1 protein-coding gene and 1 pseudogene are annotated in these 16,140 nt (G+C 73.6%); both read left to right on the forward strand.

The window, feature by feature from the left end:
* Positions 1-33 precede the first annotated feature (33 nt).
* Positions 34-10,182 carry an SDR family NAD(P)-dependent oxidoreductase gene (locus ACZ59A_RS15205; protein WP_470958425.1) on the forward strand — a complete coding sequence of 3,383 codons (10,149 nt, stop codon included), beginning with the start codon at positions 34-36 and terminating at the stop codon, positions 10,180-10,182.
* A 13-nt stretch (positions 10,183-10,195) separates the two neighbouring features.
* Positions 10,196-16,123 (forward strand): annotated as a pseudogene (locus tag ACZ59A_RS15210) (type I polyketide synthase); the annotation flags it as partial.
* Between the last annotated feature and the right edge of the window lie 17 nt (positions 16,124-16,140).

Here is a 16,140-nt window from a genome sequence, read left to right on the forward strand (position 1 = left end):
CGCGTCTGCTTGTGGACTTTCACGGATGGGTTGATGACGATGTCGAAGGACTCCAACGAAGACCGGCTGCGGGAGTATCTGCGGCTCGCTACCGGTGAGTTGCGGCAGACCCGGCGCCGTCTGCACGAGGTGGAGGACCGGGAGCGCGAGCCGATCGCGATCGTGGGAATGGCATGCCGATTCCCCGGTGGCGCGGCCACGCCGGAGGGGCTGTGGGAGCTGGTCGCCGAGGGCCGGGACGCGGTGGGCGAATTCCCCACCGACCGGGGCTGGAATCTGGACGGGCTGTACGACCCGGACGGGGCGGGCGAGAACACCAGCTACGTCAGGCAGGGCAGTTTCCTCGACGGCGCGGGTGACTTCGATCCGGAGTTCTTCGGGATCAGCCCGCTGGAGGCGCTGGCGATGGATCCCCAGCAGCGGCTGCTGCTGGAGACCTCGTGGGAGGCGGTGGAGCGGGCCGGGATCGATCCGCCGTCGCTGAAGGGCAGCGCCACGGGGGTGTTCTCCGGGCTGGTGTACCACGACTATCCGAACAGCAGTGTGACGGGCGCGCTGGTCTCCGGCCGGGTGGCCTACACCCTGGGTCTCGAAGGCCCGGCGGTGACGGTCGACACCGCTTGCTCCTCGTCGCTGGTCGCGCTCGACATGGCCGTCAAGTCGCTGCGCGGCGGGGAATGTTCGCTGGCGCTGGCGGGGGGCGTGACGGTGATGTCGACGCCCGTCACCTTCGTGGAGTTCAGCAGGCAGCGGGGCCTGTCGCTGGACGGCCGGTGCAAGGCGTTCGCCGCGGGCGCCGACGGCACCGGCTGGGGCGAGGGCGTCGGCGTGCTGGTGCTGGAGCGGCTGTCGGAGGCGCGCCGCAACGGCCACCGGGTGCTGGCGGTCGTACGGGGCAGCGCCGTCAACCAGGACGGCGCCAGCAACGGCCTGACCGCGCCGAACGGCCCGTCCCAGCGTCGGGTCATCCAGCAGGCGCTGACGAACGCGGGCCTGTCCGCGGCCGATGTGGACGCGGTGGAAGCACACGGCACGGGGACGACCCTGGGCGATCCGATCGAGGCCCAGGCGCTGCTGGCCACGTACGGGCAGGAGCGCCCCGACGACCGGCCGCTGTGGCTGGGCTCGGTCAAGTCGAACGTCGGCCACACGCAGGCCGCCGCAGGCGTGGCCGGTGTCATCAAGATGGTCCAGGCGATGCGGCACGGAACGCTGCCGAAGACGCTGCACGTGGACGAGCCGACACCGCAGGTGGACTGGTCGGCGGGGAACGTCCGGCTGCTGACCGAGGCCCGCGCCTGGCCGCAGGGCGAAGGCCCGCGCCGCGCCGCCGTGTCGTCGTTCGGCGCCAGCGGCACGAACGCGCACGTGGTGCTGGAGGAGGCGCCGCCGATCGACGCACTGCCGGAGGACGGCCCGGACCGCCCGGTGGTGCCATGGGTGATCTCGGGCAAGTCCGAGGCAGCCGTACGCGAGTACGCCGGGCGGCTGCGGGACGTGGCGGGGGAGCTGCGCCCGGCGGACGTGGGATGGTCGCTGGCGACGCGCCGGGTGCCCTTCGCGTACCGGGCCGCCGTGGTGGGCGCCCGCGGGGAGGAGATCGCGCAGGGCCTCGCCGCCGTGGCGCAGGGGCAGGCTCCGGTGGTGGCGGCCCGCTCCAGGTCCGGCCCGGTGATGGTGTTCCCGGGGCAGGGGTCGCAGTGGGTGGGGATGGCGGTCGAACTGAGCGCGTCGTCCGAGGTGTTCGCGGCGCACATGGCCGCGTGCGAAGAGGCGCTGGCGCCCTTCGTGGACTGGTCACTCGGCGAGGCGCTGGGCGACCAGTCCATGCTGGAACGGGTCGACGTGGTCCAGCCCGTGCTGTGGGCGGTGATGGTGTCGCTGGCGGGGCTGTGGCGGCACTACGGCGTGGAGCCAGTGGCGGTGGTGGGCCACTCCCAGGGGGAGATCGCCGCGGCGAGCGTGGCCGGAGCGCTGTCGTTGGAGGACGGGGCCCGGGTGGTGGCGCTGCGCAGCAGGGCGCTGCCCGCGCTGTCCGGCCGGGGCGGGATGGTCTCGGTCGCGCTGCCCCGGGAGCAGGTGGAACGGCGGCTCTCCCGGTGGGGGGACCGGATGTCCGTCGCGGCGGTGAACGGCGGCGCCTCCACGGTGGTCTCGGGCGAGGTGGGCGCGCTGGACGAACTGATCGCCGAGTGTGAGGCGGAGGAGGTGCGGGCCCGGCGGATTCCGGTGGACTACGCCTCGCACTCGGCGCAGGTGGAGCTGATCGAGCAGGAGCTGCTGGAGGTGCTGGCCCCGATCCGGCCCCGCGCCGCGCAGATCCCGTTCTACTCCACGGTGACCGGCGACCTCATGGACACCACGGGGCTGGACGCGGGCTACTGGTACCGCAATCTGCGCCGGACAGTGGAGTTCGACCGGGTGATCGCCCTGCTCACCGAGCAGGGCGCGGACGTGTTCATCGAGGCCAGCCCGCATCCGGTGCTGGCACCCGGCATGGAACAGACCGCGATCGGCACCCTGCGCCGCGACGACGGTGGCCTGGACCGCTTCCTGACCGTCCTGGCCCAGGCCCACACCCACGGCGTGGACGTCGACTGGGAGAAGGCGTTCGCCGGATCCGGCGCGCGGCAGGTGGAGCTGCCGACGTACCCCTTCCAGCACCGCCGGTACTGGCTGACCGATCCGGTGGGTGGCGCCGACGCGGTCTCGATGGGGCTGGGCGCGCTGGGCCACCCGCTGCTGGGCGCGGCGGTCATGCTCGCGGGCTCGGACGAGGTGGTGCTCACTGGACGGCTGTCGATCGGGGCCGTGCCCTGGCTGACCGACCACGTCATCGACGGATCGGTTCTCTTCCCCGGCACCGGGTTCGTGGAGCTGGCCGTGCGCGCGGGCGACGAGGTCGGCTGCGGCCGGATCGAGGAACTGACCCTCCACGAGCCACTGGTCCTCGCCGAGCGCGGCGGGGTGGCCGTACAGGTCGTCGTCGGCCCGGCGGACGAGACGGGCCGCCGCGCGGTCACGGTGTACTCCCGTGACCAGGACGCCACCGACCTGCCCTGGAACCGGCATGCCACCGGTCTGCTGACCGCGGCCACCTCGTCCGGTGGCGGCGACCTGACCGCCTGGCCGCCACCCGGGGCTGAGCCGCTGAACCTCGATGTCGCCACCCTGTACGGGGAGTTGGTCGACCTGGGCCTGGCGTACGGGCCGGCCTTCCGGGGGCTCCGGGCGGCCTGGCGGGCGGGCGACGAGGTGTTCGCCGAGATCGCCCTGCCGGACGACGCCGAGCCGGACGCGTACGGGCTGCACCCGGCCCTTCTCGACGCGGGCCTGCACGCGATCGGCCTCTCCCCGGCGGGGGCCGGTGACGCGGCCCTGCTGCCCTTCTCCTGGTCCGGCGTGGAACTGCACGCCTCCGGCGCGGGCGCGCTGCGGGTGCGTGTCACCCCGCTTCAGGACGGCGTCGCGGCCCTGGCCATCACCGACGCGACCGGCCAGCCCGTCGCCACGATCGAGTCCCTGGTGCTGCGGCCCCTCACCGCCGTACGCACCGAACCCCGCACCGAATCGCTCTTCCACGTCGCCTTGGCCCCGCTCCCCACCGGCGTGGAAACGGCCACCGGGACGCCGCCGCCCGCCGACACCGAGGTGCTGCGCGTCGCCGCCGGATCCGATGTGCGTACGGCGGTGAACCAGGCGCTGGAGGCGCTGCAGTCGGCCGCCTCCCGTCTGGTGGTGGTCACCCGGGGCGCGGTCCCGATGACCGGCGAGGACGCCCCCGACCTGGCCGCGGCGGCGGTCTGGGGCCTGGTCCGCAGCGCCCAGACCGAGGACCCCGGCCGGTTCGTCCTGGTCGATCTGGACACTACCGACGCGACGGATGACGCCGTCATCGCGTCGGCGGTCGCGACCGGGGAGCCCCGGATCGTCGTACGCGGAAGCACGCTCCACGCTCCCCGGCTCGCCCGGCTGGCGGCGACACCGCGGACAGCGGACGAACCGGCGCCGACGTTCGGCGACACGGTGCTCATCACGGGCGGGGTGGGGGTGCTCGGCGGGCTGATGGCCCGGCACCTCGTCACCGAGTACGGCGTACGAAGGCTGCTGCTGACCGGCCGCCGGGGCGCGGACACGCCGGGCGCCGCCGAACTGGTGGCGGAGCTGACCGGCCTGGGCGCCGAGGTGGAGGTGGCGGCGTGTGATGTGGCGGACCAGGAGGCGCTGGCGGGGCTGTTGGCGGGCCGGAAGCTGTCGGGTGTCATCCATGCGGCGGGTGTGCTGGACGACGGCGTGATCGGCTCGCTGACCCCGGAGCGGGTGGACCGGGTGATGCGTCCGAAGGTGGACGCCGCGCTGCACTTGCATGAGCTGACGCGCGGGATGGAGCTGAGCGCGTTCGTGCTGTTCTCCTCGGCCGCCGGGGTCATCGGCTCGCCGGGGCAGGGCAACTACGCGGCGGCCAACGCCTTCCTCGACGCGCTGGCGGCACACCGCCGCGCCCAGGGCCTGCCCGCCCAGTCCCTGGCCTGGGGCGTGTGGCAGACCAGCTCCGGTATGGCCGGGAGCCTGGGCGACGCCGACCGGTCCCGCATGACCCGTGGCGGCATCCTCCCGCTGTCCCACGGCGAGGGCCTGACCCTCTTCGACGCGGCCGTACGGGCGGACACCCCCGCGGCGGTCGTCCCCGTGAAGCTGGATCTCGCGGCGGTCCGCGCGAGCGGCGCGGTGCCGGAGCTGCTGCGCGGGCTGGTCCCCGTCGTCACCCGTGGCACCGCCCGGAACCGGGCCGACGCGGACGGGCTGCGCAGGCAGCTGGTGGGCCTGTCCGAGGACCAGCGGCGGGAAACGCTGCTGACCCTGGTCCGCGCCCAGGCCGCCATGACCCTCGGCTACGCCGGACCTGAGGCCGTCGACCCGGAGCGTGCGTTCCGCGATCTGGGGGTCGACTCGCTGGCCGCGATGGAGCTGCGCAACGCGCTGGCCTCGGCGACGGGCCTGCGGCTTCCGGTCACCCTGGTGTTCGACTACCCGACCCCCGCGGTCCTCGCGCGCCATCTGCTGGACGAGGTGTCGGGAACCGTGCACGAGGGCCACGCCAGGCCGGTCGTGACCCCGGCCGACGGCGATCCGATCGCGGTCATCGGCATGGCTTGCCGCTATCCCGGCGGGGTGGCCTCGCCGGAGGACCTGTGGCGGCTGGTGGACGACGGGACGGACGCGATCTCGGCCTTCCCCGACAACCGGGGCTGGAACCTGGAGCGGATCTACGACCCGACGGGCACCCGGCCGCACACCACGTACGTCGACAGGGGCGGATTCCTCTACGACGCGGCCGAGTTCGATCCCGGCTTCTTCGGGATCGCGCCGAACGAGGCGATGGTCATGGACCCGCAGCAGCGGTTGCTGCTGGAGGCGTCGTGGGAGGTGCTGGAGCGGGCCGGGATCGATCCGACGACGCTGAAGGGCAGCCCGACCGGTGTGTTCGCCGGGATGATGTACCACGACTACAGCCAGAACAGCAGTACGGGAGCCATCGCCTCCGGCCGCGTCGCCTACGCCCTCGGGCTGGAGGGTCCGGCCGTCACCGTCGACACCGCCTGCTCGTCCTCCCTGGTCGCCCTGCATCTGGCGGCCCAGGCGCTGCGGTCGGGCGAATGCACACTCGCCCTCGCGGGTGGCGTGACCGTGATGGCCACGCCGGACAATTTCATCGAGTTCAGCGAGCAGCGGGGCCTGTCGCAGGACGGCCGGTGCCGCTCCTTCGCCGCCGCGGCCGATGGCTCCGGCTGGGGCGAGGGCGTGGGCATGTTGCTGGTCGAGCGGCTGTCGGACGCGCGCCGCAACGGCCACCCGGTGCTGGCGGTCGTACGGGGCACAGCGATCAACCAGGACGGTGCGAGCAACGGCCTGACCGCCCCCAACGGACCCTCCCAGCAGCGGGTGATCCGTCAGGCGCTGGCCAACGCGGGCCTGTCACCGGCCGAGGTGGACGCCGTGGAAGCACACGGCACGGGCACCACCTTGGGCGACCCGATCGAGGCGCAGGCGCTGCTGGCCACGTACGGACAGGACCGCGCGGAGCCGCTGTGGCTGGGGTCGATCAAGTCGAACATCGGCCACACCCAGGCGGCTGCCGGTGTGGCGGGCGTCATCAAGATGGTTCAGGCGATGCGGTACGGCGTCATGCCGAGGACGCTGCATGTGGACGAGCCGACACCGCAGGTGGACTGGGCGGCGGGCGAGGTCCGGCTGCTCACCGAGGCGCGGGAGTGGCCGCGCGGCGACCGCCCGCGCCGCGCGGGCGTGTCCTCCTTCGGCATCAGCGGCACCAACTCCCACGCCATCATCGAAGAAGCTCCCGTGGCCGAGGAAACGCGCGCGGAGCGGCGGGAGTTGCCGGTGGTTCCGCTGGTGGTCTCGGCCAGGACGCGGGCGGCGCTGGAGGCCCAGCTCGACCGGATGACCTCCGTCGGGCAGGACGCGCTGGACGTGGCGTACTCGGCCGCGACCGGCCGGGCCGCGCTGGAGCACCGCGCGGTGCGGGTCGGGACGTCCGAGACCGTCATCGGCTCGGTCACCGAAGGCAGGCTGGCGTTCCTGTTCACCGGGCAGGGCAGCCAGCGGGTGGGGATGGGCCGGGAGCTGTATGACACGTTCCCGGCGTTCGCGGCGGCGTTCGACGAGGTGTGCGACGCGCTCGACATGCCGTTGCGCGAGGTGATGTGGGGCGAGGAAGTCGCCCTGAACCGAACGGAGTTCACCCAGCCCGCGGTCTTCGCTCTCGAAGTGGCGCTGTTCCGGCTGCTGGAGTCGTGGGGCATCAGGCCGGACCTGCTGGCCGGGCATTCCATCGGCGAGGTGGCGGCGGCACATGTGGCCGGGGTGCTGGATCTCCAGGACGCGGCCCGGCTGATCACGGCGCGCGGACAGCTGATGCAGGCGCTGCCGCCCGGTGGCGCCATGGTGGCCCTTCAGGCCACCGAAGAGGAGATCACCCCGCTCCTCGGCGAACGGGTCGCGCTCGCGGCGGTCAACGGCCCGATGTCCGTGGTCGTCTCCGGTGCCTCGGATGCCGTGACGGCGCTCGCCGAGCGGTTCGGTGACCGCAGGACGGCCCGGCTGAAGGTCTCGCACGCGTTCCATTCGCCGCTGATGGACCCGATGCTGGAAGACTTCCGGGAGGTCGCCGAGAGCGTCACCTACCACGCCCCGGCCATCCGGCTGACGAAGGACATGGCGTCGGCGGAGTACTGGGTGCGGCATGTGCGGGACACCGTGCGGTTCGCCGACGATGTGCGGGTCCTGCGGGACGAGGGGGTCACCCGGTTCCTGGAGATCGGCCCGGACGCCGTGCTGACCGCGATGGTGCGGGAGACCGTGGCCGAGGGCACGACGGCGGCCACCCTGCGCCGCGACCATCCCGAGACGGAATCCCTGTTCACCGCGGTCGGGCGGCTGTTCACCGCCGGGGTCCGGGTCGACTGGGAAGCCGTTCTCGGCGGCCGCGGGGCGCACCGTGTCGACCTGCCGACCTATCCCTTCCAGCGGCAGCCGTACTGGCTGGAGTCGGGGCGCGGGCCGGAAGGCTCCGACCATCCGCTGCTGGACGCGGCGGTCGGCGTGGCGGGCACGGATCAGACCGTGCTGACCGGGCGGCTGTCGGCCGGGACACAGCCCTGGCTCGCCGAACACGTCGTCGGCGGCGGGCTCCTCTTCCCCGGTACGGGCTTTGTCGAGCTGGCCGTCCGCGCGGGCGACGAGGTGGGCTGCGGCCGGATCGAGGAACTGACGATCGAGGCGCCACTCGTCCTCGCGGAGCGCGGCGCCGTGGCACTTCAGGTGCTGGTCGGGCCGGGGGACGGCTCCGGCCATCGGCCGGTCGAGGTGTACTCGCGCGGCGAGGACGAGATCCACCGGCCCTGGGCCCGCCACGCCGCCGGAACACTGGCCCCGGCCACCGGGGACGGTGGGGCCCCGGCCACCGGGGACAGTGCGAAGGGAAGGGCGCAGTGGCCGCCGCCCGGGGCGGAGCCCGTGGAAGTGGCGGGGCTGTACGAGGCGCTGGCCGACGCCGGACTGGCGTACGGGCCGGTCTTCCAGGGGCTGAAGGCCGCCTGGCGGCGCGGCGACGAGGTGTTCGCCGAGGTCGTACTGGACGGTGCGGCGGACCGGTTCGGGCTGCACCCGGCGCTGCTGGACGCGGCCCTGCACGCGATCCCGCTGCTGTCGGCCGACGACCGTGTCGTGCTGCCCTTCTCCTGGACGGGCGTGGAACTGCACGCTTCCGGCGCCGATGTGCTTCGCGTACGGGTGACATCACCGGGCCCCGATCAGGTCACCTTGGACGCCGTGGACGGCACCGGCCAGCCCGTCATTTCCGTGGACTCCCTGACCCTGCGCCCGATGGCGGCACCGTCGCTCGCCCGCGTCGACTCGCTGTTCCAGCTGGAGTGGACACCGGTGGCGGCGCAGGGGCAGAGGGACGGCGACATGCCGGTGTGGCGGGCCCGGGGCGAGGACGTCCGGTCCACGCTGGGTGCCGCGCTGGCGGCGCTCCGGTCGGAGTCCGGCACCCTGGCGGTGGTCACCCGGGGCGCGGTGTCGCTGGCCGGTGAGGACGTCACCGACCTGGCCGGTGCGGCGGTGTGGGGCCTGGTGCGCAGCGCCCAGTCGGAGGACCCGGGGCGGTTCGTCCTGGTCGACGTGGCCGGTGCGGACGACGAGGCGGACATCGCCCTGGCGCTCGCGTCGGGGGAGCCGCAGGTGGCGGTCCGGGACGGAAAGGTCTACGCGCCACGGCTGCGGGCCGCCTCGGTGACGGAGTCCGAGCCCTCGTCCGTCTTCGGTGACGCGGTGCTGGTCACGGGCGCGTCGGGGGCGCTGGGCGGGCTGGTGGCGCGACATCTGGTGACCGGACACGGCGTACGGAGACTGCTGTTGACCAGCCGCCGCGGGCCGGACGCACCGGGCGCCGCGGAGTTGGTGGCGGAGCTGACGGGGCTGGGCGCCGAGGTGGAGGTGGCGGCGTGTGACGTCGCGGACCGGGAGGCGTTGGCGGGGCTGTTGGCGGGGCGGGCGTTGTCGGGTGTGGTGCATGCGGCGGGTGTGCTGGACGACGGGGTGATCGGGTCGCTGACGCCGGAGCGGGTGGACCGGGTGATGCGTCCGAAGGTGGACGCCGCGCTGCATCTGCATGAGCTGACGCGCGGGATGGAGCTGGGCGCGTTCGTGCTGTTCTCCTCGGCGGCGGGCGCCATCGGTTCACCGGGGCAGGGCAACTACGCGGCGGCCAACGCGTTCCTCGACGCGCTGGCCGTGCACCGCCGCGCCCAGGGCCTGCCTGCCCAGTCCCTCGCCTGGGGCCTGTGGGCAACCGACGCCGGAATGGCCGGGGAGCTGGCGGACCACGACCGGCAGCGGATCGTCCGTACGGGCCTGACGGGGCTGTCGCCCGCCGAAGGGCTGAAGCTCTTCGACACGGCCGCCGCACTCGCCGCCCCCGTACTGGTCCCCATGAACCTGGACACCAGGGCGCTGAACGCGGCCGAGGTGCCCTCGGTGCTGCGCGGCCTGGTACGCGGCTCCGCGCGGCGCGCCGTGTCGGCGCGGCACGACGAGGGAAGGGCGGCCGCACTGCGGCAGCGGCTGGCCGCGCTGCCCGCCGAGGAACGGTACGACGAACTGCTCACCCTCGTCCGTACCCGTGCGGCGGCCGTGCTGGGGCACGCGGGCCCGGAGGCCATCGAACCCGGGCGGGCCTTCGGCGACCTCGGATTCGACTCACTGGGGGCGGTGGAATTCCGTAACGCCGTCAACGCCACCGCCGGGCTGCGGCTGCCACCCACCCTGATCTTCGACTACCCCAACGCCCGGGCGCTGGCCGAGCACCTCGCCACGGAGCTGGCGCCCGACCACGCGGGCGGTGACAGTGGCGCCGACGAGGACACGGTCCGCCGCCTGCTCGCCTCGATCCCGCTCACCCGGCTGCACGACGCGGGGCTGATGGACACCCTGCTCGAACTCGCGGGCGCCGCCCCCGCCTCCGCCACCGCCACGGTCGCGCCCGAGGCGGAACAGCAGGACGCGATCGACGCGATGGACACCGAAACCCTCATCAGCATGGCGCTGCAGGACACCGCCCTGGCTGCCCCGGACGACGACGCGACGCGAGAAGCCTGAGGACACGATGGCCGACACCGACCACAAGCTCGTGGCGGCGCTGCGTGCGTCGCTCAAGGAGACCGAGAGCCTGCGGGCCCGCAACCGCGCCCTGCGGGCCACCTCCCGCGAACCCATCGCGATCGTGGCGATGAGCTGCCGCTATCCTGGCGCGGCCTCGCCCGAGGACCTGTGGCGGCTGGTCGTCGGCGAGGAGGACGCCGTCTCGCGGTTTCCCACCGACCGCGGCTGGGACGAGACGGGCATCTACGACCCCGAGCCCGGACGCCCCGGCAAGACCTACAGCCGGGAAGGGGCGTTCCTGTACGACGCGGCCGAGTTCGACCCCGAGTTCTTCGGGATCGCGCCGAACGAGGCGATGGTCATGGATCCGCAGCAGCGGTTGCTGCTGGAGGCGTCGTGGGAGGTGCTGGAGCGGGCCGGGATCGATCCGACGACGCTGAAGGGCAGCCCGACCGGTGTGTTCGCCGGGATGATGTACCACGACTACACCTACAACAGCAGTACGGGAGCCATCGCCTCCGGCCGCGTCGCCTACGCCCTCGGGCTGGAGGGTCCGGCCGTCACCGTCGACACCGCCTGCTCGTCCTCGCTGGTCGCCCTGCACTGGGCGGTCCAGGCGCTGCGGTCGGGAGAGTGCTCGCTCGCGCTCGCGGGTGGCGTCACGGTGATGGCGACGCCCGAGACGTTCATCGAATTCAGCCACCAGCGCGGGCTGGCGCCCGACGGCCGCTGCAAGTCGTACGCGGCGGCCGCCGACGGCACCGGCTGGGGCGAGGGCGTGGGCATGGTGCTGGTCGAGCGGCTGTCGGACGCGCGCCGCAACGGCCACCCGGTGCTGGCGGTCGTACGAGGCATGGCGATCAACCAGGACGGCGCGAGCAACGGCCTGACCGCCCCCAACGGCCCCTCCCAGCAACGCGTCATCAAGCAGGCGCTGGCCAACGCCCGGATATCCGCCGACCAGGTCGATCTGATCGAGGGGCACGGCACGGGGACGACGCTGGGCGACCCGATCGAGGCGCAGGCGCTGCTGGCCATGTACGGTCAGGACCGCACTGAGCCGCTGTGGCTCGGCTCGATCAAGTCGAACATCGGCCACACCCAGGCGGCGGCGGGCGTGGCGGGCATCATCAAGGTCGTTCAGGCGATGCGCCACGGCGTGCTGCCGAGGACGCTGCACGTGGACGAGCCGACACCGCAGGTGGACTGGGCGGCGGGCGAGGTCCGGCTGCTCACAGAGGCCCGGAAGTGGCCGGACGAGAGGCGCCCGCGCCGCGCGGGCGTGTCCTCCTTCGGCATCAGCGGGACGAACGCCCACGTCATCATCGAGGAGGCGCCGCCCGTCGAGGCCGAGGAGGAAGCGGCACCGGCCGTGGCGGGGCCCGTCCTGTGGACCCTGTCGGCCAGGAGCCCGGAGGCGCTGCGGGCCCAGGCCGCACGCCTCCACTCTCATCTGGCCGAACGACCGGAACTGGCGCCCACGGACGTGGCGTTCTCGCTGGCAACCGGCCGGGCGGCCCTGGAACACCGTGCGGCGATCGTCGCCGACAACCGTACGGACGACCTCCTCGCGGGCCTCACCGCGCTGGCCCAGGGAACCACCCCGTCGCCGTCCGTCGTCACCGGCAGGGCCCGTGAGGGCAAGGTGGCGTTCCTGTTCACCGGGCAGGGGAGCCAACGTATCGGGATGGGGAGAGAGTTGTATGACACCTTCCCGGTTTTCGCGGCGGCGTTCGATGCGGTGTGCGAGGCGTCGGGGCTGCCGTTGCAGGAGGTGATGTGGGGCCCTGACGAGGCGGCGTTGCAGCGTACGGAGTTCACCCAGCCCGCCATCTTCGCCCTGGAGGTGGCGCTGTATCGGCTGGTGGAGTCCTGGGGTCTCCGCCCGGATCACCTGGCCGGTCACTCCATCGGCGAACTGGCCGCCGCCCATGTCGGGGGAGTGCTGAGTCTGGAGGACGCCGCGCGGCTGATCGTGGCGCGGGGTCGGCTGATGGGGGCGCTGCCGTCGGGTGGGGCGATGGTGGCGATTCAGGCCACGGAGGAGGAAGTGGCGCCGCTGCTGGACGGTGCGGTGGGGATCGCTGCGGTCAACGGCCCTTCCTCGGTGGTGATTTCGGGTGACGAGGACGCGGTGGCGGCCGTCGCCGGGCGGTTCAAGGACCGTAAGACGAGCCGCCTGCCGGTCTCTCACGCGTTCCATTCGCCGTTGATGGATCCGATGCTGGAGGACTTCCGCAAGGTGGCCGGGACCGTCACCTATGGGCGCCCCGGGATCCGGCTGGTGAAGGACATGGCGTCGGCCGAGTACTGGGTGCGGCATGTGCGGGACGCGGTGCGGTTCGCCGATGACGTACGGCAGCTGCACGCGGAGGGTGTGACCCGGTTCCTGGAGATCGGGCCGGACGGGATCCTCACGGCCATGGCCCGGCAGACGGCGCCGGACGCGACCACCGTGGCCACTCTGCGCCGCGACCGGCCCGAGGCCGGAACGCTGCTGACGGCGGTCGCCCAGCTGCACACCACGGGCGCCTCGCCCGACTGGACGGCCCTCTTCGCGGGGCGGGGAGCACACCGGGTCGACCTGCCCACCTACGTCTTCCAGCGAGGCCGCTACTGGCTGTCGGCGCCGCTGGCCGGGGAGGGCGGAAACGCGGTGTCCATGGGGCTCACCGCGCTCGATCACCCCCTGCTGAGCGCCGAAGTCGCGGTGCCGGGCGCCGAGTCGGTGGTGTTCACGGGTCGGCTGTCGACGGACACCCAGCCGTGGCTGGCCGACCACGCGGTGCTCGGTACGACACTGCTGCCCGGGACCGCGTACGTCGAACTGGCCATACGGGCGGGCGACCAGGTCGGCTGCCGCGTCCTCGAAGAGCTGACCCTGCACGCGCCGCTGGCCCTGCCCGAGGGCGGCGGTGTGCGGCTGCGGCTGACGGTCGGCGAACCGGCCGACGACACGGGACGCCGCCCCCTCACCGTTCACGCGCAGCCCGAGGACGCCGACGCGGACGCGGCCTGGACCCTGCACGCGGAGGGTGTGCTGACGCCCGAGGACCCCGCCGCGCCGCCGCCCTCCGACCCGGCACAGTGGCCACCGGCCGGGGCGGTGAGCATCCCCACCGACGACGCGTACGAACGCTTCCGGGACGTCGGTTTCGCCTACGGCCCGGCGTTCCAGGGGCTCAAGGCGGCCTGGCGCGTCGGCGACGAGACCTTCGCCGAGGTGGCGCTCGGCGACGCGGCCGACGCCGGGCGCTTCGTACTGCATCCGGCGCTGCTGGACTCCGCGCTGCACGCGGTGCTGCTCGGCTCGGGCGGCGACGACGCGACGATGCTGCCGTTCGCCTGGAAGGGGGTCCGGCTGTACGCCTCCGGCGCCACGGCCGCGCGGGTCCGGCTCACGCCCAAGGGCGAGGGCGCGACGGAACTGCGCATCGCCGACTCCGAGGGACGGCCCGTGGCATCCGTGGAATCGCTGATCGCACGGGAGGTCGCGGCCGAACAGCTCGCACCGGCCGCCGCACGGCACGGCGACTCCCTCTTCCACGTCGCGTGGACGCCCGTCTCCGTCCCCACCGCCGCGAGCGACTGGACGAGCGTCGCCGACCTGGCGGAACTCCCCGACCACGTGCCCGCCACGGTCGCGTTGACGCTCCCCGGTGGTACGGGCGACATCGCCGACGAGGTCAGAGCGGTCACCGGCACAACGCTCCGGGCGCTGCAGACCTGGCTCACCGACGAACGGTTCGCCGACCGCAGGCTGATGGTGGTCACCCGTGGCGACGACCTCGCTCACGCGGCGGCGGCGGGCCTGGTCCGCGCCGCCCGCGCGGAGGACCCGGAGCGCTTCGCGCTGCTCACGACGGACGGCGACGACCCGGAGACCATCGGCCGGGCCATCGCCTCTGGCGAGCCGGAGCTACGCATCGAGGGTGCCGGAATCCTCGTACCCCGCCTGGCGCGCACCCCCGTGGAGCCGGAACACGCAACCGTCTGGGACTGCCTCGGAACCGTGCTGATCACCGGCGGTACGGGCGGCCTCGGCGCGCTCGTCGCCCGCCATCTGGTGGCCGAGCACGGCGTCCGCGAACTGCTGCTGACCAGCCGTCGCGGCATGGACGCCGAGGGCGCGGCCGAGCTGCGTCAGGAGCTGACCGGCCTCGGCGCGACGGTCGAGGTCGTGGCCTGCGACGTGGCGGACCGCGAGGCCCTGAGGGCGCTGCTCGCCGATCGCCCGCTCGGCGCCGTCGTGCACACGGCCGGGGTGCTGGCGGACGGCCTGATCGCCAGCCTGACACCGCACAGCCTCGACCAGGTGCTGCGTCCGAAGGTCGACGGCGCACTCAACCTGCACGACCTCACCCGCGACCACGACCTGGGCGCCTTCGTGCTCTTCTCGTCCTCGGCCGGCGTGCTCGGGGCGCCCGGCCAGGGCAACTACGCCGCCGCCAACACGTTCCTCGACGCGCTCGCCGCACACCGCCACGCCGGGGGACTGCCCGCGCAGTCCCTCGCCTGGGGGCTGTGGGCGGACACCGGTGGGATGGCGGGCGGCCTGAGCGAGGCCGACCTGCGGCGGCTGCGCCGCCAGGGCATGCCCGCGCTGTCGGCGGCCGACGGCCTCGCGCTGTTCGACGCCGCGTCCGCCCGTACCGAGCCCGTGTTGGTGCCGATGGGGCTGGATCTGCGGGCGCTGCGGAGCGGAACCGGTGGCGAACTCCCCGTCCTGCTACGGGGCTTGGTCCCGGCCACGCGGCGCCGTACGGCGGCTGCCGACCCGGCGGCGCTGCGGCGCGAGCTGGCGGACATGCCCGCCGAACGGCGCGAGGGAGCGCTGCGCGACCTGGTGCTGAGCCTGGCCGCCACCCTGCTCGGGCACAGCGGCCCCGAGGCGGTCGACCCCGAGCGCGACTTCCTGGAGTCCGGGTTCGATTCGCTCACCGCGATGGAGCTGCGCACCGCGCTGAACGCCGCCACGGGGCTGAAGCTGCCCGCGATGGCGGTGTTCGACAGCAAGAACCCGTCCCTGCTGGCCCGGCTCCTCGCGGATGAGCTGACCGGGCTCCCCGCCACCGAGCCGCAGCCACAAGCTGAGACAGAGACCGGCGAGAACGTCACCGACCTGTTCCGGCGGGCCGTCCACGCCGGTGACACCTCCGGCGCGCTGGCGCTGATGTCGGCGGTCGCGGCGCTGCGGCCCCGGTTCGCCGCGCCCGGCGACCTCGACCGCGCCCCGAAGGCGGTGCGGCTGGCCGACGGTCCGCGTCGTACCCGGCTGATCTGCCTGGCCACGCCCATGGCGGTCGGCGGTGTGCACCAGCACGCCCGGCTGGGCGCGGAGTTCCGGGACATCCGGCATGTGTCGGCGCTGCCGCTGCCCGGATTCGTACGGGACGAGCCGCTGCCCGGTTCGCCCGAGGCGTTGTCGCGGGTGCTGGCCGACGCCGTCCTGGAGGCGGCCGAGGGCGAGCCGTTCGCGCTGCTCGGCTACTCGTCCGGCGGCATCATCGGCCACGTCCTCGCCCGGCATCTGGAGGAGGTGGCGAAGGTCCCGCCCGCCGGGCTGATCCTCATCGACACCTTCCGCGTCGACGACACGGCGATGAAGGTCGGGTTCGACCAGCTCATGCGGGAAGTGCTGGCGATGGAGTCGGCCTTCGGACCGTACGACGCGGCGCGGCTGTCGGCGATGCCGCACTACTTCGGGGTGCTGGGGGACTTCGACCCCGTACGGCTTGCCGTGCCGACCCTGTTCGTCCAGGCGGCCGAGCCGTTCGTGGAGCCGCCCGAGGGCACCGACCCGGCCGAGATGCGGGCCCGGCCCTGGGATCCCGACCACACGCTGCGCACCGTGCCCGGCGACCACTTCTCGCTCGGCCAGGACCACGCCCCGACGACCGCCCGGGTCATCGACGAGTGGCTGACGACGCTCGACTGACACCGCGACCCACGTAC

The sequence above is a fragment of the Streptomyces sp. NPDC040405 genome (genome assembly GCF_055595765.1).